Genomic DNA, 22,853 nt, shown 5'->3' on the forward strand with positions numbered 1-22,853 from the left:
CCCGATGGCAGTGGGTCAGCTGCAGATTTATCAGCTGACACACCCTCATCGGGGGCAAGCCCCCTCCCATAACGTTCAGCGCAACCCCAAAACACCCAATGGCCGCTGCATGAAACCCAACGGAACTTTGCCAGGAAATAACCGCCTGAATCCGGTAGGCTCACCCTTTTTACTCAAGGAGTTACTCCCCATGGCCAAAGCCACCGCCCGTCACATCCTCGTTTCCACTGAAGATAAGTGCAACGAACTCAAGGCCCAAATCGAAGGCGGCGCTGATTTCGCAGAAGTCGCCAAAGCCAACTCCAGCTGCCCGTCCAGCCGCCAAGGCGGTGACCTGGGTTCGTTCGGCCCAGGCCAGATGGTGAAAGAATTCGACACCGTCGTGTTCAGCGCCCCGGTCAACACTGTGCAAGGCCCGGTGAAAACCCAGTTCGGTTATCACCTGCTGGAAGTGACCAGCCGCCAGGACTGATCCTGCCTGTGCTGATGCAATAAACAACGGCCCGCCTTCTGGTGGGCCGTTGTGCATGTGATGACTGGCGACGCGGGTGCCGTTAGCGTACAAATCCCTATTCCTCTTTACCCGGCATGCAAGGCTGATAATGCGATTGGCTTTTTCCAGACTGCTCAGTTCCTCCCTGGCCCTGCTGCTGGCCAGCACCGCCGTGATCGCGGCGCCCCAACCTTCCCTCACGGTGTACGGCGAACCGGCCAAGTACCCCGCCGGCTTTACCCATTTCGACTACGCCAACCCCAACGCCCCCAAGGGCGGCAGCCTGCGGCGCTCGGCGCTGGAGATTGGGCGCTTCGACCATGTGTTGCCGTATATCGACAAAGGCATCGGCGTGTCCCAGGTCGACGGCTGGTTGTATGCGCCCCTGGCGCTGCGCTCGCTGGATGAGCCCTACACGGTGTATGGCCTGGTGGCCGAGAAGATGGAGCGCGCCGACGACGGCCTGTCGCTGCGCTTTTACTTGAACCCCAAGGCGCGCTTTGCCGATGGCAAGGCGATCACCGCCGAAGACGTGCGCTACAGCTTCGACTTGCTGATGACCCAGGGCAGCCTGCGCTTTCGCACCCTGTTTGCCGACGTCAAGCACGTCGAAGTCGAAGGCGAGCGCCAGGTGCGCTTCGATTTTTCCAGCAATGAAAACCGCACCCTGCCCCTGGATATCGCCACCCTGCCGGTGTTCCCCGAGCACTGGTGGAAAACCCGCGACTTCGCCAACGGCGGCGGTTACGAAGCCCCGCTGGGCAGCGGCCCGTACAAGGTCAGCAAGATCGATTCGGGCAGCACCATCACCTTTACCCGCGACCCGAACTGGTGGGGCAAGGACTTGCCGGTCAGCCGTGGCCTCTACAACTTCGATCACCTGAGCCTGGAATATTTCGGCGACACCGAAGTGGCCCGCCAGGTTCTGCGCGGCGGCGCATATGACTTCAACCGTGAGTTTTCCGCCACTGGCTACTCCATCGGCTACAACGGCCCGGCCCTGGACGACGGCCGCCTGCAACGTGCGCACCTGGCCAAGGAAATGCCGCAACCGGCCCAGGGTTATGTATTCAACGTGCAAAAACCGGTGTTCAAGGACCGCCGCGTGCGCCAGGCGCTGGCAATGCTGTGGGATTTCGAATGGGCCAACCGGCAGATGATGCGCAATATGTACATCCGCCAGCAGAGCTTTTTCTCCAACAGCCCGCTGGCCGCCACCCAGTTACCGACCCAGGAAGAACTGGCCATCCTGGAACCCTTGCGCGGCCAGATTCCTGACGAGGTGTTCACTCAGGTATTCAAGGCACCGGTCACCGACGGCAGCGGCATGATCCGCGACAAGCAACTGCAGGCGCTGGCCCTGCTGGAAGAGGCTGGCTGGAAGCCGGACGGCGACAAGCTGGTGAACGCCGAGGGTGAGCCGCTGGAATTCACCTTCCTTAACGCCCAAAGCGGCCTGGAACGCCTGCTGTTGCCCTACAAACGCAACCTGGCGCAGATCGGCATCACCTTGAACATCCGCCGCATCGATTCCTCCCAGTACGTGAACCGGCTGATGGCGCGCGACTACGACATGATCGTCACCGGCTTCCCGGTCACCACCTCACCGGGCATGGAGCTGTACAACTACTTCGGTTCCGCCGCCGCGTTTGACTCGGGCGCCAATAACTACATGGTGCTCAAGGACCCGGCCGTCGACACGCTGATCAAGGGCCTGGTCAAGGCCGACACCCAGGCGCAGATGCTCACCTACGCCCATGCCCTGGACCGCGTGCTCCAATGGAATTACCTGTGGATCCCCAATTACTACCCGCCTGGCACCTCGGCCGCGTGGTGGAACCGCTTCGGTCGCCCGGCCATCGAGGCCAGGAACGACGAAGCCCTGGAAACCTGGTGGGAAATCAGCCCCACGCCGCTGACGAATGAGCAAATGAACGCCGAACTGAAAAAACGCGCGGGGGCCCGCTGATGTTTGCCTATATCGTGCGGCGCCTGCTGCTGATCATTCCAACGCTGGTGATCATCCTGTTGGTGAATTTCGTGATCGTCCAGGCCGCACCCGGCGGGCCGGTAGAACAAGCCATCGCCCACCTGCAAGGCATCGGTGGTGGTGGCGTCGGCGGCGGTTCGGGTGAAGGCCTCAGCAGTGGCTCCCGCGCCAGCCGTGGCCTGGACCCGAAGCTGATCAAAGACATCGAGAAACAATACGGCTTTGACAAACCTGCCCCGGAACGCCTGTGGCTGATGCTCAAGAGCTATGCCCAGCTGGATTTCGGTAACAGCTTCTTTCGTGGCAAAACCGTGATCGACCTGATCCTGGAAAAGATGCCCGTCACCATTTCCCTCGGCCTGTGGGCCACGCTGATCACCTACCTGGTCTCCATTCCCCTGGGGATTCGCAAGGCGGTACGCCATGGCAGCAGTTTCGATGTATGGAGCAGCACCGCCATCGTGATCGGCTATGCCATGCCGGCATTCCTGTTCGCGATGTTTCTGATCGTGGTGTTTGCCGGAGGCACTTCGTTGAACTGGTTCCCGGTGCGTGGGCTGGTTTCGGAGAACTTCGAGGAACTGAGCACGGTCGGCAAGATTGCCGACTATTTCTGGCACCTGGTCTTACCCGTCACCTCGCTGGTGATCGGCGGGTTCGCCACGCTGACCATCCTCACCAAGAACTCCTTCCTCAATGAAATCACGCGCCAATACGTGGTCACCGCGCGGGCCAAGGGCTTGAGCGAACGGCGCGTGCTCTACGGCCATGTGTTCCGCAACGCCATGCTGCTGGTGATCTCGGGCATTCCCCAGGCGTTTATCAGCGTGTTTTTTGCCGGTTCCCTGCTGATCGAGGTGATCTTCTCCCTCGATGGCCTGGGCCGCATGAGCTATGAAGCCGCCGTGTCCCGCGACTACCCGGTGGTGTTCGGTTCGCTGTTTATCTTCACCTTGTTTGGCCTGCTGATAAAACTCATCGGCGACCTCTGCTACACCCTGGTGGACCCGCGTATCGACTTCGCCGCGAGGAACGCCTGATGCTTAATCTGTCTCCGGTGGCGCGTCGGCGCTTCGAGCGTTTCAAGAAAAACCGGCGCGGCTGGTGGTCGCTGTGGCTGTTTATCGGCCTGTTTATCCTGACCCTCGGCGGCGAGCTGATCGCCAACGATAAACCCCTGGTGCTCAGTTACAAGAACGAGCTGTATTTCCCGGTGTTCAAGCGCTACACCGAACAGCAGTTCGGCGGGCAGCTGCCGTTCCAGGCCGATTACCGTAGTGACTACGTGCAAAAGCTGATCAAGCAGGACGGCGGCTGGATGCTGTTCCCGCCCATCCCGTTCAGCGACGACACGCCCAACTACGAACTGACCCGCCCTGCCCCCAGCCCGCCCTCGGCGGTGAACTGGCTGGGCACCGACGATCAGTCGCGGGACGTGCTGGCCCGGGTGATCTTCGGCGCGCGCGTATCGATATTATTTGCCTTGGCCCTCACCGCCATCAGCGCCGCCATCGGTATCGCCGCCGGCGCCTTGCAGGGCTATTACGGTGGCTGGGTGGACTTGATCGGCCAGCGCGTCCTGGAAGTGTGGTCGGGGTTGCCGGTGCTGTACCTGCTGATCATCCTGTCGGGTTTTGTCGAACCGAATTTCTGGTGGCTGCTGGGGATCATGGCGTTGTTTTCCTGGCTGGCCCTGGTGGACGTGGTGCGCGCCGAATTCCTGCGCGGGCGCAACCTGGAATACGTCAAGGCCGCGCGGGCCCTGGGCCTGGGCGACGGCAAGATTATCCGCCGGCATATCCTGCCCAATGCCATGACCGCCACGCTGAGCTATCTGCCGTTTATCCTCACCGGGGCGATTTCGACCTTGAGCGCCCTGGATTTCCTCGGCTTCGGCATGCCGGCGGGCAGCGCGTCGCTGGGCGAGTTGATCGCCCAGGGCAAGCAGAACCTGCAAGCGCCGTGGCTGGGCCTGACGGCGTTTTTCACCCTGGCGCTGATCCTGTCGCTGCTGGTCTTTATCGGCGAGGCGTTACGTGACGCCTTCGACCCACGCTCATGAGTGAACGCGTATGAACCTCATCGAAATCCGCGACCTCAGCGTCGCCTTCAGCGGCCAGACCGTGGTCAGCCAGCTGTGCCTGGACGTGCGCCCCGGTGAGTGCCTGGCGCTGGTGGGCGAGTCGGGCTCGGGCAAATCGGTAACCGCCCATTCGATCCTGCAATTGCTGCCCGAGGCCGGCACCCAAACCAGCGGCTCCATCCAGTATCGCGGCCAGGAGCTGATCGGCGCTTCGGCCGCCACCCTGCAAAAGCTGCGCGGCAATCGCATTGCGATGATCTTCCAGGAGCCGATGACGTCCCTCAACCCGTTGCACAGCATCGAGAAGCAGATCGGCGAAACCCTGCTGCTGCACAAGGGCCTGGGCGGCAAGGCGGCGCAGGCGCGCATCCTCGAATTGCTTGAGCTGGTGGGCATCCAGAAACCCCAGGAACGGCTCAAGGCCTACCCACATCAACTGTCCGGCGGCCAGCGTCAACGGGTGATGATCGCCATGGCCCTGGCCTGCGAGCCAGAGTTGCTGATCGCCGACGAACCGACCACGGCGCTGGACGTGACCGTGCAGCGCAAGATCCTGTTGCTGCTCAAGTCCCTGCAACAACGCCTGGGCATGTCGCTGCTGCTGATCAGCCACGACCTCAACCTGGTGCGCAGCATTGCCCAGCGCGTGTGCGTGATGCGTGCCGGGGAGATTGTCGAGCAGGCCGACTGCGAGGCCTTGTTCACCGCGCCGCAACATCCCTATAGCCGCTTGCTGCTGGACGCCGAACCGTCCGGCGATGTGCTGTGCAGCGATCCGCGCGAGACGGTGCTGGAAGTGGAAGACCTGAGCGTACAGTTTCCCCTCGGCGGCGGGCTGTTTCGGCGCAAGACCTACCTGCGCGCGGTGGACGGCATCAGCCTCAGTGTGCAACGCGGCAAGACCCTGGGGATTGTCGGCGAGTCCGGCTCGGGCAAATCCACGTTGGGCCAGGCGATCCTGCGGCTGCTGGATTCCACCGGCAGCATCCGCTTCCAGGGTGAAGCCCTCGACCCGCTGAACAACCAGCAGATGCGCCCGTGGCGCAAGCAGATGCAGGTGGTGTTCCAGGACCCTTACGGCAGCCTCAGCCCGCGCATGTCGGTACAGCAGATCATCAGCGAAGGCCTGGAAGTGCACGCGCCGTGCAGCCTGGCCGACCGCGATGCGCAAGTGATCCAGGTGCTCAAGGACGTGGGCCTCGACCCCGCCAGCCGGCATCGCTACCCCCACGAATTTTCCGGCGGGCAGCGCCAGCGCATCGCCATCGCCCGCGCCTTGGTGCTCAAGCCGGCGCTGATGCTGCTCGACGAACCCACCTCGGCCCTCGACCGCACGGTGCAGAAACAGGTGGTGGCGCTGCTGCGTGAACTGCAGGAAAAATACGGCCTGACCTACCTGTTTATCAGCCATGACCTGGCGGTAGTGCGCGCCATGGCCCACGACATGATTGTGGTCAAGGACGGAAAAGTGGTGGAGCGCGGCGCGAGCCATGATGTGTTCGAATCGCCGCAGCACCCCTACACCAAAGAGCTGCTGGCGGCGGCCGGCGGGCTGTCGACATGAGCACCAGCCTCACGGACTACCAACAGGTTCGCGGCCTGGCTATCCAGTCGTTGTTCGAGATTATCGAGCAGTCCAGCGAAGGCACGGTGATCGTCGACCGCGACGCGAATATCGTCTGGATGAACGAGCGCTACGCCAAGCGCTTCGGCCTCAACAGCGCCGATGAGGCTATCGGCCTGCCCTGCGAGCAGGTGATCATCAACAGCCTGTTGCGCCAGGTGGTGCGCACCGATCAGCCGATCCTACTGGATATCCAGGACACGCCCAAAGGCCCGTTGGTGGTTATGCGCCTGCCGATCCACAACGACGCCGGCGCGGTGATCGGCGCGATTGGTTTCGCCTTGTTCGATGAGCTGCGCAGCCTGTCGCCACTGATCGAGCGTTACCTGAGCATGCAACAGGAGCTGGCCTCCACGCGCTCCTTGCTGCGCAAGCGCCAGAGCAAGTACACCTTCGCGCATTTTATCGGCACCAGCGCCGCCAGCCTCGAAGTCAAACGCCGGGCACGTCGCAGTGCGAGCGCCGAATCACCGGTGCTGCTGCTGGGCGAAACCGGCACCGGCAAGGAGCTGCTGGCCCAGGCGATCCATGGTGCCTCAAGCCGTGCGCACAAGGCGTTCGTGAGCATCAACAGCGCCGCGATCCCCCACGACTTGCTGGAGGCCGAATTTTTCGGCACCGCGCCGGGCGCGTTTACGGGCGCCGACCGCAAGGGCCGCCCCGGCAAATTCCAGCTGGCTCAAGGCGGCACATTGTTCCTCGATGAAATCGGCGACATGCCGCTGGCACTGCAAAGCAAATTGCTGCGCGTGTTGCAGGAAAAGGAATTCGAACCGGTAGGCTCCAACGAGATGCTGCACAGCGATGTGCGGGTAATCGCCGCCACGTCCATCGACCTGGAGGCGGCGATCAAGCGCGGTGAGTTTCGTGCCGACCTGTATTACCGGCTGAATGTGCTGCCCATCCAGGTACCGCCGTTGCGCGAGCGGCTGGAGGATATTGCGGCGCTGAGCGAGGCGATCCTGGAAGAACTGCGCAGCCAGCATGAGCTGGCCCCTGAAGCCCTGGCGCTGCTGGGCCAGCACGCGTGGCCGGGGAATATCCGCGAGCTGCGCAATGTGCTGGAGCGCGCGGCGTTGCTCAGTGATGACCTGGTGCTGAATGACACTCAGATTCGCGCCGCCATCGGCACGTTCAGCCCGGTGGCGCGGGCTGCGGTGGAGGCGGTCGAGGGTGAGACGTTTGCGGCGGCGCGGGAGCGTTTTGATCGGCAGGTGATTGTGGCAGCGCTCAAGGCCTGCGAGGGGAATGTGGTGGAAGCGGCCAAGCGCTTGGGCCTGGGTCGATCAACCCTGTACAAGAAAATGGTCGCCCTCGGCATCGCCTGATCTCACTTTAGAGACACAATTCTCAATACGCAGATATTCAATGTGGGAGGGGGCTTGCCCACGATGGCAGTGGGTCATTCACCCTATTTTCTGGCTGATGTACCGCTATCGGGGGCAAGCCCCCGCCCACATTGGTTATCTATTTGTCTCTATACCGAGACAAAAATCGGAATACCTAGCCAAGCACAAAGCAACATCCTTATATTTCAATGACTTATAGATATGGCACACATCTCGCTATAGCCCCTTCCTACAGCACCACCCCACAAAAATAACAACTCGTTGGAGACACACCATGAGTGTGATCATTGCCCTGGCAGCCCTGGCGCTGCTGATGCTGGCTGCTTACCGTGGCTATAGCGTCATCCTGTTTGCCCCCATCGCCGCCCTCGGCGCGGTGCTGCTCACCGACCCGTCCGCCGTCGCCCCAGCGTTTACCGGGGTGTTCATGGAAAAAATGGTCGGCTTTATCAAACTGTATTTCCCGGTATTCCTGCTCGGCGCGGTGTTCGGCAAGCTGATTGAGCTGTCGGGCTTTTCGCGCTCGATTGTGGCTGCGGCGATTCGCCTGCTCGGTACCCGCCAGGCGATGCTGGTGATTGTGCTGGTCTGCGCGCTGCTCACCTACGGCGGCGTGTCGCTGTTTGTGGTGGTGTTTGCGGTGTACCCGTTCGCCGCCGAAATGTTCCGCCAGAGCAACATTCCCAAGCGCCTGATTCCGGCGACCATCGCCCTCGGCGCGTTCTCGTTCACCATGGACGCCCTGCCCGGTACGCCGCAGATCCAGAACATCATCCCCAGCACCTTCTTCAACACCACCGCCTGGGCCGCGCCGTGGCTGGGGTTGATCGGCACGATTTTCGTGTTCTGCACCGGCATGCTCTACCTCGCGCGCCAGCGCAACAAGGCCCAGCGCGCCGGTGAAGGCTATGGCACCGATTTGCGCAACGAGCCGGAAACCGCCGAGAACCTGGCCTTGCCCAACCCGTGGGTCGCCTTGTCGCCACTGATTCTGGTCGGAGTGATGAACCTGTTGTTCACCCACTGGATCCCGCAGTGGTACGGCAAGACCCACAGCCTGAGCCTGCCGGGCATGAGCGCGCCGGTGACCACTGAAATAGCCAAGCTCACCGCGATCTGGGCGGTGCAGGCCGCGCTGCTGGTGGGCATCCTCATGGTGCTGGCGTTCGGTTGGTCGGCGATCAAAAGCAAGCTCGCCGAAGGCAGTAAAAGTGCAGTCAGCGGCGCGCTGCTGGCGGCGATGAACACCGCGTCGGAATACGGCTTTGGTGCGGTGATCGCCTCGTTGCCGGGCTTTCTGGTGCTGGCCGACTGGCTCAAGGGCATCCCCAACCCGCTGGTCAACGAAGCGATTACCGTGACCCTGCTGGCCGGTATCACCGGTTCGGCGTCGGGCGGCATGAGCATCGCGCTGGCGGCCATGTCCGAAAGCTTTATTTCGGCGGCCCATGCGGCCAATATCCCCCTTGAAGTGCTGCACCGGGTCGCGGCCATGGCCAGCGGCGGTATGGACACCCTGCCCCACAACGGCGCGGTGATCACCTTGCTGGCCGTGACCGGGCTGACCCACCGCGAAGCCTACAAGGACATTTTCGGCATCACGATCATCAAGACCCTCGCGGTGTTCGTGGTAATCGGTACTTTCTACGCCACCGGCATTGTGTGAGGTTTTCATGACGACATTGAATGGCAAGACCGCCCTCGTTACCGGCTCCACCAGCGGCATCGGTTTGGGCATCGCATTGAGCCTGGCCAAGGCCGGCGCCAACCTGATCCTCAATGGCTTCGGCGACGCCAGTGCGGTGATCGCCCAGGTGCAGGCGTTTGGCGGCAAGGTCGGACACTACCCGGCAGACGTCAGCGACCCGGCGCAGATCGCCGACATGTTCGCCTACGCCGAGCGTGAATTCGGCGGCGTGGACATCCTGGTCAACAACGCCGGCATCCAGCATGTGGCCGCCGTGGAAGACTTCCCCGTGGAGCGCTGGGATTCGATCATCGCGATCAACCTTTCCTCGGTATTCCACAGCACGCGCCTGGGCCTGCCGGGCATGAAGGCCAAGGGCTGGGGGCGTATCGTCAATATCGCTTCGGTTCACGGCCAGGTCGGCTCGGTGGGCAAGGCCGCGTATGTGGCGGCCAAGCACGGCGTGATCGGCTTGACCAAGGTGGTAGGCCTGGAAACGGCGACCAGCAATGTGACCTGCAACGCGATTTGCCCAGGCTGGGTGCTGACGCCGTTGGTGCAGAAGCAGATCGACGATCGCATCGCCACCGGGGTGGACCCCCAGCAGGCGCAGCATGATTTGCTTGCCGAAAAACAACCGTCGCTGGAGTTTGTGACGCCGCCGCAACTGGGTGAGCTAGTGCTGTTCTTGTGCAGTGAAGCGGGCAGCCAGGTGCGGGGCGCGGCGTGGAATATTGATGGGGGCTGGTTGGCGCAGTGAGCCCCGCTCTCCAGGGATAGCGGGGCTTATCAGGCTTATCCGTCAGGAAAAATAACGCGGTTTGTAGGTGACTTTCCGCAACACGCTTCTAGGTGGCTGACCCACTCCCGCTGCGTTCATAAAAATCAGATTGCCGTGGCGCTTCTCAACTTTCACCGTCACCTTGTTCACGAACTCGCGCTGCAGTTGGGTATCCGCCAGCTGTTGTGCCCGTATCGGTGTCAGTTTCGGGTACTTGGCCTGAAAGTCACCCGTCAATTTGAGACGGCGATTGGTGACGGCGGTGGATCCAAGGTCAACGGCCACCGTGCCTTCAAACGCTTTCACCGGGCGGTTGATTTCTTTTTGAAAATGGCTGGCGAAAGAGCTGCTCTTTCCTTCTGCCGAGTGGCAAACCAGCAATCGAACATTGTCGTATTTCGATGGGTCCACGCCTTTACTCCTCAGCAGCGTTGCCAGTGCTTTTGCGTTGTACGGTTTACCATCTACCACCACTTCTGAGCTGTTGAGTAACAGCTTGTCCAACCAATCACGGCTGGTACCGTGGGCCACGATATTGAGCCGGTTTACTCCTTTATACGTGTCGGTGAAGGTATGAATTTCACTGCCGATCAGTTGCAGGTTTTGCATCGCTCCGCCCATCTGTACGATGTTATCCTGACTCAGGCCCTGTTCCAGCAGGCTTGGCGCAACAGGCGTTACGCCGGGGGTGCTAGCGGGAGCGGCAGAGACCTCGGGTGTAAAATCGCTCAACGGGGCGCCGTACGGCTTACCGGCGCGCGCATCGTAGGCATACCATTTTTGCGCAGCCTGATCGTATTGCGCGAGAACAGCCACCGATTCAGTGCCTGCCTTTACTGACCCCACTGCCACGTCCCCACGCTGCGCGAGTTGGCTCAACGCCTCAGGGCCCAAAATGTGTTGGCGATTTATGCCATGCCCCACTGACGACAATTCGCCTGCTCCATCTCCCAGCTTTACCGATGACGCCACTTCACCTTTGGCCCCCGAACTGGCAAGCGATTCGACTTCTCTGCTGCCGAGTTTCGCCAAAGCGCTTCCACCGGCTTCGATCAATTTGAGTTCGGGCGCCAGAAAGCCAAACGCGTCAAACGCAAGGTCTACCGCTGCCTCACCATAATTGCCGGCCTTCGCGTCTTGTGCAGCGGCGACGAGCGGGATCATCCTGATCAGCGTGTCTTTGAGGCTTTTATCAGTCTTCAGTTTTTGTTCATCGTCCTTCGCAGCTTTTGAAGTTTCCTTGACTGCCTCAAAACGCGCGACGAAAAAACCCGCCGCAGCGTTTGCCAGGCTTTTTGTGTGCTGGGTAAAGAAGCTTCTGGGCACACTGCCACTATTGGCGGGTTCATCAGCGGACGTCACCCCTGTGCCAGTTACACCTGAAACAGGCACCCTATCGAGAAAAAGATTGACAGAGGTCTTGCCCGCCTGAGGTCTACCCCCATTCTTATAGGCGTCGAAATCCAGCAAAAACGCATGCCCACCACTGTCACTCGATGGCAATGGATCCGGCAAACCGACGTATTTGCGCAACATCTTCTGGCTCGGGAACAGCTCGTAATCGGTTGGTGGTGACGTTCTTCGAGTACGAACGATCAGGCCAGAATCTCCTCCGCGCACGGCGTAAAGGTCGGGAGTGCCGAACTCGAAGTTCTTACGATCCTCCAGTGGCAACCGGGCGATCAGGTTGCGGATATTCAGGGCAACGCTGTTTTTTAGCCCTGCGCTGTAACTGTCCACTTTCGTTTGATAAAGCTGCTCTATATTTGGCAATGACGTGGCAGCTGCTTTTACGCGGTCGAATGGGATTTTCGGATCGACCGATTCCCACTTCAGCTCCGGCTGATTCAGTTGATCCGACAGGTAGAGCTCCAAAATTGAATATCGCGCATTCGCTTTATCCGTCAGCACGGAATTCGAAACGCCCCGCGTTCTAACCCACTCCACCAGACTGAATGAGCTGTCATGCTTAATTGACTTCTTTTCAAAATCTATATCGTTACCGAGCGCGGCCTTCAATTGCGCTAACGCCAAGCACTTGCGTGACGCAATAGCGGCCTGCTGTGCATCACTGGCCGTCGCCAGTTCGGCGCGCTGCTGATTGAATCGTCCTCGCGCCAATTCGATATCGCCGCTTGAATACACATTGTCCGAACGCTTGGTGATAAAGCCGTTGATGATGCCCCAATCCACAATGGCATCGCGTTGAGCCCCCGCTTGCATGTCATGCTCGCTGACCGAGATCGGCTGAGTGTGACCGAACTTCATGACCTCCTTGTAGGTCATGGACTGTGACGCGCCCGGTGCCATCTTTTCAATGCGCGCCACCGCCACGCTAAAGCTGAACCATGCATGGGAACCATACACAAGGGTGCTGGGCAGCTCGGCAACCAGAAACGCGGGAGCCATGCCGGCCAATAGCAAACGGCTGGCAGCAGGTGCCAGTCTCTCGCTGACTTTGCCTTGGTTGACCAAATGCTGTGTCAGGCCGCTGACGATCGACTGGGGCGTCAATCCCCAGTTGCTTTCCTTGTCCAGGGCGTAGCCTGCCACGCGATTGCGTTGTGTGCCGGCGGCCGGGTCAAGATAAAGCACCATGGCTGCCGCCGCCCAATCTGCGGTACTGGTCGATGTGGATTTGCCTCCCAGTTTCTTTCGTAGCGCTTCACCCACCGCATGCGCCTTCTCGCTGGAAAGTAGCAGTTCAAGCGTTCGCACCGGACCTCGGCTTCCAAGCGATCTATCGTAGCCGCCGAACAGGTCGACTATCCCGTACTTCGATGACCCGAGTGCTTCAGAGTTCGCCGCCGCCACCTGAGCGCGCTGTGTGCTGCTCAACAGGGGCTGGGCCAATACCCGCCAATAATTGCCCTGCTCAGGTGAATTCAACTGGGGGCTGCCCAACACTTCACGCAAGTTCGACAATTGCTCGCGATTTTTCGGGACACTCAAGCCACTGCCCTGAATGAACTGCTTCAGGCTTACGGGTTGACCCGCCCTTTCGGCGTGATGCTGCCCGAAAGATGAATTAGGATGCACCGGCATAATGGTGTTATCGAACAACGTGCTTAAAGCGTTGACTCCCCCTCCAGCAAAGGCCTTTTCCACTTCGATCAGGCGTTGAGTAACGTTATATTTGTCATGCAAGTTGCCTATTGCCAGTTGCTGGGCTTTAAGCGAATCCTCTGTGAGGCTGGCGCCCTTGCTGCCTCTGATGAACAAGTCAGGGTTATTGTCGATCTCATCTGCCGTGGAGGTTGCCCTTTCCTGAGTCTGGTCTACGACGCCATTATGAAAGAACGCCGCCACCACATTCAGGGGAGCAGAGTTTTCAGGGTAGCCAACAGGAGATCTTACGAAGGAGTGCTTGCTGAGTGACGCCACCACCGACGCCGCTCGGACCGACGCCAGCGCTTCTGATCCGCCGTTGTAACTGTCATGGACTGAGTCGTCGTCCCGCCCCCCGAACGTACCGTAGACTTGACGATAGCCAAGGGAAATACGCAACGTCGATATGTCAGCGTCACTCGCCTTAGCCCACGCCTGAAATTGTGGAGTTTCAAAGCTGTCACGATAAAGTTGCCACCATTGCCCAAAGGTCGAGTCTTTCGGTATGTCGGTGACAAGTGTCCTCTCGATGGCATTATAGTTGCCCCAGGGAGCGCTACGAATTACAGCGGCATATCGAGCAGCAAACAATCTATCAGCCTTTGCCCGAGCAGACTTTTCCGGCTGCCCTGTGACAACACTGTGGTGATCGTCAATTTCTGCGAGCACCTGCTGATGGGCCGCAAGTGCCCCTGGTCCACGTGCACCTTGCGAACGCTCGAGGTCGTCGGCCGCAGCTTTTTGGAACACTGCAGTTTTTTTCAGTTCTCGTGCCCGTGCCCGTGCCTGTTCGACGCTCAAGCCGGCATTTTGCTCACCATAAAAGTTACCCACCACCTCAAGCGGAACACCAGCATCGGGGTCTCTCAGGAAAACGGGTGGGTCACGACGCTTTGGCGCGAGTGCTCTCGCCGCAGTCAGGATCGGCCCCGCGACGTCCGACCAATCAGCATTCTTGTCCGGGTGCAGTACCTTGGTTTCACCGTGGAACTTACCCCTTAAAACCCCACTCCTTGGATTCAACCGGATGCTAGCAATGTTGAGGCCCACTTCCTTGCTCCATTGCACAAAAAGGGGGCTGCTCAAGGCATCGCGGTATTGCTGCCACCACAGTCCGAAGGTCGAGTTACTGGGGACATCCACGAGCTTGGTTTGTGCGTAGGAGACCGAATCGGTCCAGCCCGCCGACTCCAACCCTTTTATGTACTTCGCCAACACTACTTTGTCCGCATCCCCTTGTGTCCCCGGAACAGGTACCAAAGGCGCAACGACAGGCCGTGGACGTCGCGCTTCCCGCGTGAACCTTTGTTGAGCAGTAACATCCCCCGCAGATAGCGGGGGCTCAAGTGCAGGAGGATGGCTTGAAGCTGAAGGTTGGCTATTCAAACGATATGACGACAAAGATCCTACGCCGGAGAACGACATGTTACTTGCACCTCAGGGTTATTGACCTACACCTGATTGGTTGCTGACCTGGAAAAGGTTCACGCTAAATAGTACAAAGATATGTAATGCGTCCTACAACTGACCCAGCTTGAGCACACCACAAGAGTTCCCTAATGTCCGACATTCTTTGGCAGCCCAACGCCGAGCGTATCCGCACTACCCGGATGGATCAGTTCCGGCGTTTTATCAATGACCGCCACGCCTTGCAGCTCAGCGACTACCCTGCCCTGCACCAATGGAGCATCGACCAGCGCCCGGACTTCTGGCAGGCCATCATCGCGTTCTTCGACGTGCAATTTCGCACCCCGCCCACCTCCGTACTGATCGAAGACGCACAGATGCCCAGCGCCCAGTGGTTCCCCGGCGCGACCCTGAATTTTGCCGAGCACCTGCTGCGCCGGCGTGATGACCACCCGGCGATGGTCGCCATCGGCGAAGATGGCCAGCGCGAACAAATCACCTACGCCGAGCTGGCCACCCACGTCGCCGGCCTGCAACACAGCCTGCGCTCGGCCGGTGTGGGCCTGGGGGATCGGGTGGCGGCGTGCATGCCCAATACCTGGCAAACCCTGGTCGGCATGCTCGCCACCACTAGCCTGGGCGCGATCTGGTCATGTTCCTCGCCGGACTTCGGCACCCAAGGCGTGATCGACCGCTTCGGCCAGATCGAGCCCAAGGTGCTGCTCACCTGCGCCGGTTACCGCTACGCCGGCAAGACCATCGACCAGACGGCCAAGCTCAATGAAATCCTCGAACGGCTACCGTCCCTTGAGCAGTTGATTATCGTGCCGTACGCCCGGCCCCAGGCACGGGTAGAGGATTACCGGACCCACGCCCGCGTCGCGCTGTGGAACGACTTTTACCAACCCGGCGGCGAGCCTGAATTTGTTGCCGTGCCGTTCGACCACCCGCTGTATATCCTCTATTCCAGCGGCACCACCGGCGTGCCCAAATGCATCATCCATGGCACCGGCGGCGTGCTGCTCACCCACCTCAAGGAACACGGCCTGCATGCCGACCTGACGCGCGAGGACTGCCTGTTCTACTACACCACCTGCGGCTGGATGATGTGGAACTGGCTGGTGTCGGTACTGGCGATTGGCGCTACGGCCGTGCTGTACGACGGCTCGCCCTTTCACCCGGGGCCGGAACGTTTGATCGACCTGATTGACGCAGAAAAAATCAGCGTGTTCGGCACCAGCCCCAAGTTCCTCGCCACCCTGGAAAAAGCCGGGCTGCAACCGCGCCTGAGCCATGACCTGGGCAGCCTCAAAGGGCTGATTTCCACCGGCTCGCCGCTATCGCCGCAGAGCTACGACTACGTGTACCGCGAGATCAAGGCCGAGCTGTGCCTGGCGTCGATGTCGGGCGGCACCGATATCGTCTCCTGTTTTGTCATCGGCAACCCGGTGCTGCCGGTGCGCCGCGGTGAAATGCAGTGCAAGAGCCTGGCGATGGCCATCGAGGTATGGGACGACCAGGGCCGCCCGTTGATCGGTGAAAAAGGCGAGCTGGTGTGCACCCGACACTTCCCGGCCATGCCGATTGGCTTATGGAACGACCCGGAGCAAAAAAAACTGCGTGCCTCGTATTTCAGCCAGTTCCCCGGCGTGTGGGCCCAGGGCGACTACGCGGAGCAACGCCCGAATGGCAGCCTGCTGATCCACGGGCGTTCCGACGCGGTGCTCAACCCCGGCGGCGTGCGCATCGGCACGGCCGAAATCTATCGCCAGGTGGAGAAAGTGCCGCAGGTGTTGGAAAGCCTGGCCATCGGCCAACGCTGGCAAGACGACGTGCGCGTGGTGCTGTTTGTGCGCCTCAACGACGGTGTCGCGCTGGATGACGCCCTGGAGCAGCAGATTCGCCAGGTGATCCGCGCCAATACCACGCCCCGCCACGTGCCGGCCAAGATCCTGGCTGTCACGGATATCCCCCGCACCATCAGCGGCAAGATCGTCGAACTGGCGGTGCGCAATGTGGTGCATGGTGAGCCGGTGAAGAACACCGATGCACTGGCCAACCCCGAGGCGCTAGAGCAGTTTCGCGACCGTGCGGAACTGGCCTGAACATGAAAGGTTTCAGCCCTGATACAGCGTTTTGAAGACAAACCGCCAATGCATGCTATTTTTCCGGGGGTAGTCAGCCGCTTCCCGGACACGGGATAATCGGCTTTGGTCATTTTCAAAGCGTCATGCTCAGGGCTTTTTCATGAATGGAACATCCACCGGTAGCGAAGCTGCTGCATTGATTGCGCAGCTGGACTGGGCCCAAAGCCCCCTCGGTGAGGCCAATGACTGGCCGCAAAGCCTGCGCACGGCCGTGGATATCGTCATCCACTCACCGATGCCGATGCTGCTGCTATGGGGCAGCCACCTCATCCAGCTGTACAACGACGGCTTCGCACGCCTGGCGGGCAACAAACACCCCGACGCACTCGGCCAGCCGGCGCATGCCACCTGGCCGGAGCTGGAGAGCTTCACCGGGCCCGTGTACGACGCCGTGCTCAGCGGCCAGGTGCGTACCTTCAGCGAGCAGCGCTTCGTGCTGCAACGCAACCACCGCGACACTGAAATCTGGCTGGACCTCACCTACAGCCCGGTGCGTGATGAAAGCGGCGCCGTGGCCGGCATCCTGGTCACCGCCATCGAAACCAACGAGCGGCGCAGCAAGACCCTCGAACTGCAACAGCGCTCCGAAGACAGCCTCAAGGCCCAGCACAACACCGAACAACGCCTGCAACTCGCCCTGGCCGCCACCGATGCCGTGGGCACCTGGGACTGGGATATCGGTGAAGACCGCTTTATCGCCGACGCGCATTTTGCCTACCTGCACGGCGTCGAGCCCAGCGACGCCGGCTTGCTGCCGATCAGCGATTACCTGCACGGCGTGCACCCCGAAGACCGCGGCACGGTGGCGCGCAGCATCAAGCATTGCATTACCTTTGGTACCGAGTACGCCGAGGAGTACCGCCTGCAACAGGCCGACGGCCAAGTGCGCTGGGTATTCGCCCGTGGCCGCTGCTACAAGGACGCTCAGGGCCGCCCGGCACGCTTCCTGGGCGCCGCGCTGGACCTCACCGAGCGCAAGCACACCGAGCAGGCCCTGCGCCAAAGCCAGACCGAGCTGCAGCTGATCATCAACGCGATGCCGGTGCTGATCGGCTACGTCGACCACGAGCAGCGCTTTCGCCTGAACAACAGCGCGTACCTGGAGTGGTACGGCATGACGCCCCAGGAGCTGTATGGCAAGACCATCCGCGAGGTGCTCGGCGATGAGGTGTACGCCGGGCGCGCGGACAAGATCGCCGCCGCGCTCAAGGGCAAGGCCTGCAGTTTCATGACCATCACTCCGCACCGCGACGGCCGTGCGCGCCACGCGCTGATGAAGTACCTGCCGCGCTTCAGCAATGACGGCTCGGTGAATGGCTTCTACATCTTTGTGATCGACGAAACCGAACGCAAACTCACCGAAGAAGCCCTGCGCCACCTCAACGAAAACCTCGAAGAACGCGTGGCCCAGCGCACCCAGGCGCTGGCCGAAGCCAACCAGCGCCTGCAAAACGAAATGTTCGAACGCGAGCGCGCCGAAGACGCCCTGCGCCATGCGCAAAAGATGGAAGCGGTGGGCCAGCTCACCGGCGGTATCGCCCATGACTTCAACAATATGCTCACCGGCATCATCGGCAGCCTGGACCTGATGCAGCGCTACATTGCCGCCGGGCGCAGCGAGGAGATCGGCCGCTTTACCGATGCCGCGGTGTCCTCGGCCCATCGCGCGGCCGCCCTCACCCACCGCTTGCTCGCGTTCTCGCGGCGCCAGTCGCTGGACCGGCGCCCGCTGGACCCCAACCAACTGGTGGCGTCGCTCGAAGACCTGTTCCGCCGCACCAAGGGCGCGCATATCACGCTTAACGTGCAGTTGGGCCACGATATCTGGCCAGTGAACACCGACGCCAGCCAACTGGAAAACGCTCTGCTCAACCTGGTGATCAATGCCCGCGACGCCATGCCCGACGGCGGCGAACTGCTGATCGAAACCGCCAACAGCTATCTGGACGGCACCGACATCACCACCCTGGAGCCGGTGCGCGCCGGCGACTACGTGATGCTCGGTGTATGTGACAACGGCACCGGCATGGCGCCGAAGATCCTCGCCAAGGCTTTCGACCCGTTCTTCACCACCAAACCCATCGGCCAGGGCACGGGCCTCGGGCTGTCGATGATCTATGGGTTTGCCCAGCAGTCCGGCGGCCACGTGACCATTCAAAGCGAACCCGGCCAGGGCACCTGCGTGCGCCTGTACCTGCCGCGCCTGCATGGCACCGCGCTGGAAAGCAGCCTGCCCGCCAGCCTTGGCGAAGCGCCGGTGGCCTTGGCCGGTGAGGCCGTGGTGGTGGTCGAGGACGACCCGGCGGTGCGCATGCTGGTGGTCAATGTGCTCGATGAGTTGGGCTACACCGCGCACCAGGCCGCGGATTCACGCACGGCGCTGCCGCTGCTGGAGTCGGATCTGCGCGTGGACCTGCTGGTCACCGACGTTGGCCTGCCCGGCATGAACGGCCGGCAACTGGCGGAAATCGCCCGTCAGCATCGCCCCGGCCTGCGCGTGTTGTTCATGACCGGTTACGCCGAGAAAGCCGCCGAGCGCCAGGGTTTTCTCGAGGACGGCATGGACATGGTGGCCAAGCCGTTTTCCATCGACCTGCTGGCGACAAAAATCCGCAGCATGATCAGCGGCGTCGAATGAGTTCAGGCATAATCGCGCGCCGTCGCATGCACACCTGGTAGAAAACCATGAAAGCCCAAGCCCGTCATATCCTGGTGAAAACCAGCGAAGAAGCCGAACAACTCAAGCAACGCATCGCCAAGGGTGAAGCCTTTGATGTGCTTGCCAAGAAGTACTCCACCTGCCCGTCCGGCAAGCGCGGTGGGGACCTGGGTGAAGTGCGGCCGGGGCAGATGGTTGGGGTGATCGATGCGGTGATCTTCAAGAAGCCGGTGAAGGTGGTGCATGGGCCGATCAAGAGCAAGTTCGGGTATCACCTGGTGCAGGTGTTTTACCGCGATTGAGGGGTTGGTTTTAGGCCGCTATCGGGGGCAAGCCCCCGATCCGCCGAAGGCGGCCATTCACTTGGGAATCAAAGCACCCGGCACCTGAATCACCCGACTGGCCAACCGATGCCCAGCCAACGCCGCCGCCTCCGGTGAACCACCCTTGAGCCGGCTCGCCAGGTAAGCCGCACTGAACGAATCCCCCGCCGCCGTGGTATCCACCACCTTCTCCACCTTCAACGCCGGCACCGCAAAACGCTCGCCATCGCAGCGAATCAAGCACGCATCCGCCCCCCGCTTGAGCACCACTTCGGCAATCGTCGGGTAAGCCGCGAACACCTGCTCGCTGTCGGCATAACCAAACAACGCACGTTCGTCATCCTCGGTCAGCAAGGCGATATCCACCTTGGCCAGAACCTGGTGATACGCCGCGCGCGCCGCCTCGACGCTGGCCCACAGGCGCGGCCGGTAGTTATTGTCGAACACCACTTTGCCGCCACGCCTGCGGGTTTCGAGCAGGGTTTGCAGCAAGCGTTCGCGCCCTGTCTCGCCTAGCACCGCCAGGGTGATGCCGCTGAAATACACCACGTCATAGCCCGGCAACGCCGCCAGGATCGGCTCGGCGGCCGGTGTGGTAAAGCAGTCGCGCACGGCGGCTTCGTTGCGCCAGTAGAGGAATTTGCGTTCGCCGTTGGCGTCGGTCTGGATGCAATACAAACCCGGGAGCCGCCCAGGCAGGCGCTGGACCATGCCCAGCCCCAGGCCTTCGTCGGTCCATTGCTGGCACATGGCATCGCTGAAGCTGTCGTCGCCCAGGGCGGTCACATAGTCCACCGTGCCAAGCGTACCCAGCTCGCGGCGCAGGTACACCGCCGCGTTCAGGGTGTCGCCGCCGAAGCTTTGTTGCAGGCTGCCGTCGGCGCGGTGTTGCAGTTCGATCATGCATTCGCCGATGAGGGCGATGCGCGGTTGGGTGGTCATGCCTGTTTATCTCTGGGGTGGCTTAGGGCCTCATCGGGGGCAAGCCCCCTCCCACACTTGACCGTGTTCGCAATTCAAAATGTGGGAGGTGGCTTGCCTCCGATAGCAGCGACGCGGTCTAGAAGCAGGTATGCAGTGACTCGATCACCTGCAGTTGCTCATCCACCAGGCAACCGACCCGCCATTTGTCGAAGGTCAGGCACGGGTGGGAGGTGCCGAACGAGATGATGTCGCCAATGCGCAGCTCAACGCCCGGTGCAACGGTCATGAACGCATGCTGGTCCATCACGGCCGTGACCTTGCACGCGCTCATGTCATCGCCTTCGGCCGGCAGGATACCGGCCCTGTAGCGCTTGAGCGGCACCGGCAGGCCGGCGTCGTAGGCCACGTCGCGCTTGCCCAGGGCGATCACCGCAAAGCCTGGCTCGGGCAGCGATTGCACGTGGGCCCAGACTTCCAGGGCCGGGCGCAGGCCTTCGGTGAGGTCGCTGCGGCGATCGAGCACGCAGCATTGCGCTTCCTTGTAGATGCCATGGTCGTGGGCCACGTAGCTGCCGGGGCGCAACACGCTGAGGAAACGCCCGGCGGCGTTCTGCTCCTCGAACGACTCGGCGATCAGGTCATACCAGGCCGAACCCGATGCGGTGACGATGGGCTTGGGCAGGTCGAACGAGCAATTGTTTTGCAGGTCGATGGCCAGGCGCACAAGGCTCGCGGCGAAATCGCGGATGCCGCTGATGGCGTGCTCGCCATGGATCACGCCTTCGTAGCCTTCAATGCCGGTCAGGGCCAGCGCGGGCTGGGCCTTGATCGCCTTGGCCAGCTCGCGCACTTCCTGCTCGCTGCGGCAACCGCAACGGCCGCCGACCACGCCATATTCGATCATCACGTTCAGGCGCAGGCCGCGGGCGGCGAAGAACAGCCCCAGGTCCGCGACGTTGTCTGGGTGGTCGACCATGCAGTGAAAGTCGAAATCCGTGTCGGCCAGCAGGTCGGCGATCAACGCCATGTTGGGCGCACCCACCAGTTGGTTGGCCATCAACACGCGGCGGATGCCACCGGCATAGGCGGCGCGAGTCTGTACGGCGTTGGCCAGGGTGATGCCCCAGGCGCCTTGGGCGATCTGGCGCTGGAACAGCGCCGGCATCATGCTGGTTTTGCCATGGGGCGCGAGTTCGGCGCCGCTCTGGCTGACAAAGTCCTGCATCCAGCGAATGTTGTGTTCCAGGGCGTCGCGGTGCAGCACCAGGGCAGGCAGGCTGACGTCGCGGACCAGGTGGGCGCCGACGGCGGCGGCGCCCTTTTCAACGGCATTGATGGCAGACATGCATAAGCTCCTATTCGTTGATGCGACGGGCCAGGTTGTTGGCGCTGTCGATCAACACTCGGCGATAGTCGTTGTAGTTTTTGATCGCATCGGCCCGTGGGGCGACGATGCACAAAGTCGCAATGCTGATGCCTTGCGCATCCCGCACCGGGGCGGCAAAGCAATGGGTAAAGGTGTCGGCCACGCTGTCGAAAGAGAAGAACCCCTCGAGGGTGGCCTGGCGGATCTGGGCCAGGAAGGTATCCAACGCCAGGCGCTGGCCGTCCGGCAGGATGAAGTCGTCGTGGTCGATCAGGTCGATGATCTGCTGGTCGCTCAAGTGCCCCAGCAACAGGCGCCCGGACGCGGTCCAGGGGATCGGTGCGTTTTCGCCGATGTCCGACGAGATGCGAAAATGCCGCTCGCCTTCGCGCATCAGCGCCACCGTGTATTTGCGCCCGTTGAGCAGGCACATCTGCGCGGTTTCGTGGGTCTGGCTGACGATTTCCTGCAAGGCGTGGTCAGCCTCGCGGGTCAGGTCGAAGTGGCGCAGGTGCGCCTGGCCGAGAAAGTACAACTGGCGGCCGAGGTAGACGTGACCGTCCTTGCCCACGGTTTCCAGGATGCGCCGTTCCAGCAGCGACGCGACCAGTTCGTAGACCGTGGATTTGGGGCTGCCGATGCCGCTGGCGATATCATTCGGGCGCAGGGGCTGGCCGATTTCCTTGAGAAAATCGAGGATATCGAACGCACGGTCCAGGCCTTTGGCGCGGCGTTTGATGGTGTCTTCGGTCATGGCAGTTCGGTCCGGTCGAAATTCTAGGGTCTGGCAGAGATTACTTGTGGGAGGGGCGGTGCGACGACTCGACTTGCCCCCGATGAGGGAATGTCAGTGAATGCATCTGTAACTGACCTACCGCTATCGGGGGCAAGCCCCCTCCCACATTGGATTTG

General features: G+C 61.3%; 15 protein-coding genes. 11 read left to right on the forward strand and 4 right to left on the reverse strand.

The window, feature by feature from the left end; all coding sequences use genetic code 11:
- Positions 1-190 precede the first annotated feature (190 nt).
- From AC0IYH_RS04035 to AC0IYH_RS04070, 8 genes are all read left to right on the forward strand, one after another.
- Positions 191-472 (forward strand): peptidylprolyl isomerase, encoded by a 282-nt coding sequence (locus tag AC0IYH_RS04035; RefSeq protein WP_003174386.1) that lies wholly within the window; start codon positions 191-193, stop codon positions 470-472.
- Between the two features lie 130 nt (positions 473-602).
- Positions 603-2,462 carry an extracellular solute-binding protein gene (locus AC0IYH_RS04040; protein ID WP_471833020.1) on the forward strand — a complete coding sequence of 620 codons (1,860 nt, stop codon included), beginning with the start codon at positions 603-605 and terminating at the stop codon, positions 2,460-2,462.
- The gene (locus AC0IYH_RS04045; protein ID WP_101271307.1) at positions 2,462-3,523 is read left to right on the forward strand and encodes a microcin C ABC transporter permease YejB; all 1,062 of its coding nucleotides are present in this window, start codon (positions 2,462-2,464) and stop codon (positions 3,521-3,523) included. Before AC0IYH_RS04040 ends, AC0IYH_RS04045 begins: the two co-directional genes overlap by 1 nt.
- Positions 3,523-4,545: an ABC transporter permease gene (locus tag AC0IYH_RS04050; protein ID WP_003174389.1), complete on the forward strand. Its 1,023-nt coding sequence runs from the start codon at positions 3,523-3,525 to the stop codon at positions 4,543-4,545. The genes AC0IYH_RS04045 and AC0IYH_RS04050 overlap by 1 nt, the downstream gene beginning before the upstream one ends.
- Positions 4,546-4,555: 10 nt before the next feature.
- On the forward strand, positions 4,556-6,130 hold the full coding sequence (locus AC0IYH_RS04055) for an ABC transporter ATP-binding protein (RefSeq protein WP_471833021.1): 1,575 nt from the start codon (positions 4,556-4,558) through the stop codon (positions 6,128-6,130).
- Positions 6,127-7,518 carry a sigma-54 interaction domain-containing protein gene (locus tag AC0IYH_RS04060; protein WP_471833022.1) on the forward strand — a complete coding sequence of 464 codons (1,392 nt, stop codon included), beginning with the start codon at positions 6,127-6,129 and terminating at the stop codon, positions 7,516-7,518. The genes AC0IYH_RS04055 and AC0IYH_RS04060 overlap by 4 nt, the downstream gene beginning before the upstream one ends.
- Positions 7,519-7,813: 295 nt before the next feature.
- On the forward strand, positions 7,814-9,205 hold the full coding sequence (locus AC0IYH_RS04065) for a GntP family permease (RefSeq protein ID WP_116628909.1): 1,392 nt from the start codon (positions 7,814-7,816) through the stop codon (positions 9,203-9,205).
- A 7-nt stretch (positions 9,206-9,212) separates the two neighbouring features.
- A complete protein-coding gene (locus AC0IYH_RS04070) occupies positions 9,213-9,986 on the forward strand; it encodes a 3-hydroxybutyrate dehydrogenase (RefSeq protein WP_471833024.1) in 774 nt (257 codons plus the stop codon).
- A gap of 42 nt (positions 9,987-10,028) precedes the next feature.
- Here AC0IYH_RS04070 and AC0IYH_RS04075 read toward each other — a convergent pair whose 3' ends face one another.
- Entirely contained in the window at positions 10,029-14,333 is a 4,305-nt protein-coding gene (locus tag AC0IYH_RS04075) for a hypothetical protein (protein WP_471833025.1), read from the reverse strand.
- Positions 14,334-14,674: 341 nt separating this feature from the next.
- Here AC0IYH_RS04075 and AC0IYH_RS04080 point away from each other — a divergent pair, with 341 nt between their 5' ends.
- The 3 genes from AC0IYH_RS04080 to AC0IYH_RS04090 all read left to right on the forward strand — a co-directional run bounded on the left by AC0IYH_RS04080 (position 14,675) and on the right by AC0IYH_RS04090 (position 19,630).
- Positions 14,675-16,627, forward strand: a complete 1,953-nt coding sequence (locus tag AC0IYH_RS04080) for an acetoacetate--CoA ligase (protein ID WP_471833026.1) — start codon at positions 14,675-14,677, stop codon at positions 16,625-16,627.
- Positions 16,628-16,769: 142 nt separating this feature from the next.
- A complete protein-coding gene (locus tag AC0IYH_RS04085; protein ID WP_471833027.1) occupies positions 16,770-19,307 on the forward strand; it encodes a hybrid sensor histidine kinase/response regulator in 2,538 nt (845 codons plus the stop codon).
- 47 nt (positions 19,308-19,354) lie between these two features.
- Complete coding sequence (locus tag AC0IYH_RS04090; protein WP_010564624.1) at positions 19,355-19,630, forward strand: peptidylprolyl isomerase; 276 nt, start codon at positions 19,355-19,357, stop codon at positions 19,628-19,630.
- 57 nt (positions 19,631-19,687) lie between these two features.
- Here the strand turns inward: AC0IYH_RS04090 and AC0IYH_RS04095 are convergent, their stop codons facing one another.
- From AC0IYH_RS04095 to AC0IYH_RS04105, 3 genes are all read right to left on the reverse strand, one after another.
- The gene (locus AC0IYH_RS04095; protein WP_471833028.1) at positions 19,688-20,593 is read right to left on the reverse strand and encodes a sugar kinase; all 906 of its coding nucleotides are present in this window, start codon (positions 20,591-20,593) and stop codon (positions 19,688-19,690) included.
- Between the two features lie 118 nt (positions 20,594-20,711).
- Complete coding sequence (locus AC0IYH_RS04100) at positions 20,712-21,920, reverse strand: amino acid deaminase (RefSeq protein ID WP_471833029.1); 1,209 nt, start codon at positions 21,918-21,920, stop codon at positions 20,712-20,714.
- Positions 21,921-21,930: 10 nt separating this feature from the next.
- Positions 21,931-22,695: an IclR family transcriptional regulator gene (locus AC0IYH_RS04105; protein WP_116628902.1), complete on the reverse strand. Its 765-nt coding sequence runs from the start codon at positions 22,693-22,695 to the stop codon at positions 21,931-21,933.
- Positions 22,696-22,853 lie beyond the last annotated feature (158 nt).

This window comes from Pseudomonas sp. AC463 (assembly GCF_979253585.1).

What these genes read in the sequence shown, in the direction of transcription:
- AC0IYH_RS04035 (WP_003174386.1), top strand. Translation starts at nt 191, where the DNA reads ATGGCCAAAGCCACCGCCCGTCACATCCTCGTTTCCACTGAAGATAAG.
- AC0IYH_RS04040 (WP_471833020.1), top strand. Translation starts at nt 603, where the DNA reads ATGCGATTGGCTTTTTCCAGACTGCTCAGTTCCTCCCTGGCCCTGCTG.
- AC0IYH_RS04045 (WP_101271307.1), top strand. Translation starts at nt 2,462, where the DNA reads ATGTTTGCCTATATCGTGCGGCGCCTGCTGCTGATCATTCCAACGCTG.
- AC0IYH_RS04050 (WP_003174389.1), top strand. Translation starts at nt 3,523, where the DNA reads ATGCTTAATCTGTCTCCGGTGGCGCGTCGGCGCTTCGAGCGTTTCAAG.
- AC0IYH_RS04055 (WP_471833021.1), top strand. Translation starts at nt 4,556, where the DNA reads ATGAACCTCATCGAAATCCGCGACCTCAGCGTCGCCTTCAGCGGCCAG.
- AC0IYH_RS04060 (WP_471833022.1), top strand. Translation starts at nt 6,127, where the DNA reads ATGAGCACCAGCCTCACGGACTACCAACAGGTTCGCGGCCTGGCTATC.
- AC0IYH_RS04065 (WP_116628909.1), top strand. Translation starts at nt 7,814, where the DNA reads ATGAGTGTGATCATTGCCCTGGCAGCCCTGGCGCTGCTGATGCTGGCT.
- AC0IYH_RS04070 (WP_471833024.1), top strand. Translation starts at nt 9,213, where the DNA reads ATGACGACATTGAATGGCAAGACCGCCCTCGTTACCGGCTCCACCAGC.
- AC0IYH_RS04080 (WP_471833026.1), top strand. Translation starts at nt 14,675, where the DNA reads ATGTCCGACATTCTTTGGCAGCCCAACGCCGAGCGTATCCGCACTACC.
- AC0IYH_RS04085 (WP_471833027.1), top strand. Translation starts at nt 16,770, where the DNA reads ATGAATGGAACATCCACCGGTAGCGAAGCTGCTGCATTGATTGCGCAG.
- AC0IYH_RS04090 (WP_010564624.1), top strand. Translation starts at nt 19,355, where the DNA reads ATGAAAGCCCAAGCCCGTCATATCCTGGTGAAAACCAGCGAAGAAGCC.
- AC0IYH_RS04095 (WP_471833028.1), bottom strand. Translation starts at nt 20,593, where the DNA reads ATGACCACCCAACCGCGCATCGCCCTCATCGGCGAATGCATGATCGAA.
- AC0IYH_RS04100 (WP_471833029.1), bottom strand. Translation starts at nt 21,920, where the DNA reads ATGTCTGCCATCAATGCCGTTGAAAAGGGCGCCGCCGCCGTCGGCGCC.
- AC0IYH_RS04105 (WP_116628902.1), bottom strand. Translation starts at nt 22,695, where the DNA reads ATGACCGAAGACACCATCAAACGCCGCGCCAAAGGCCTGGACCGTGCG.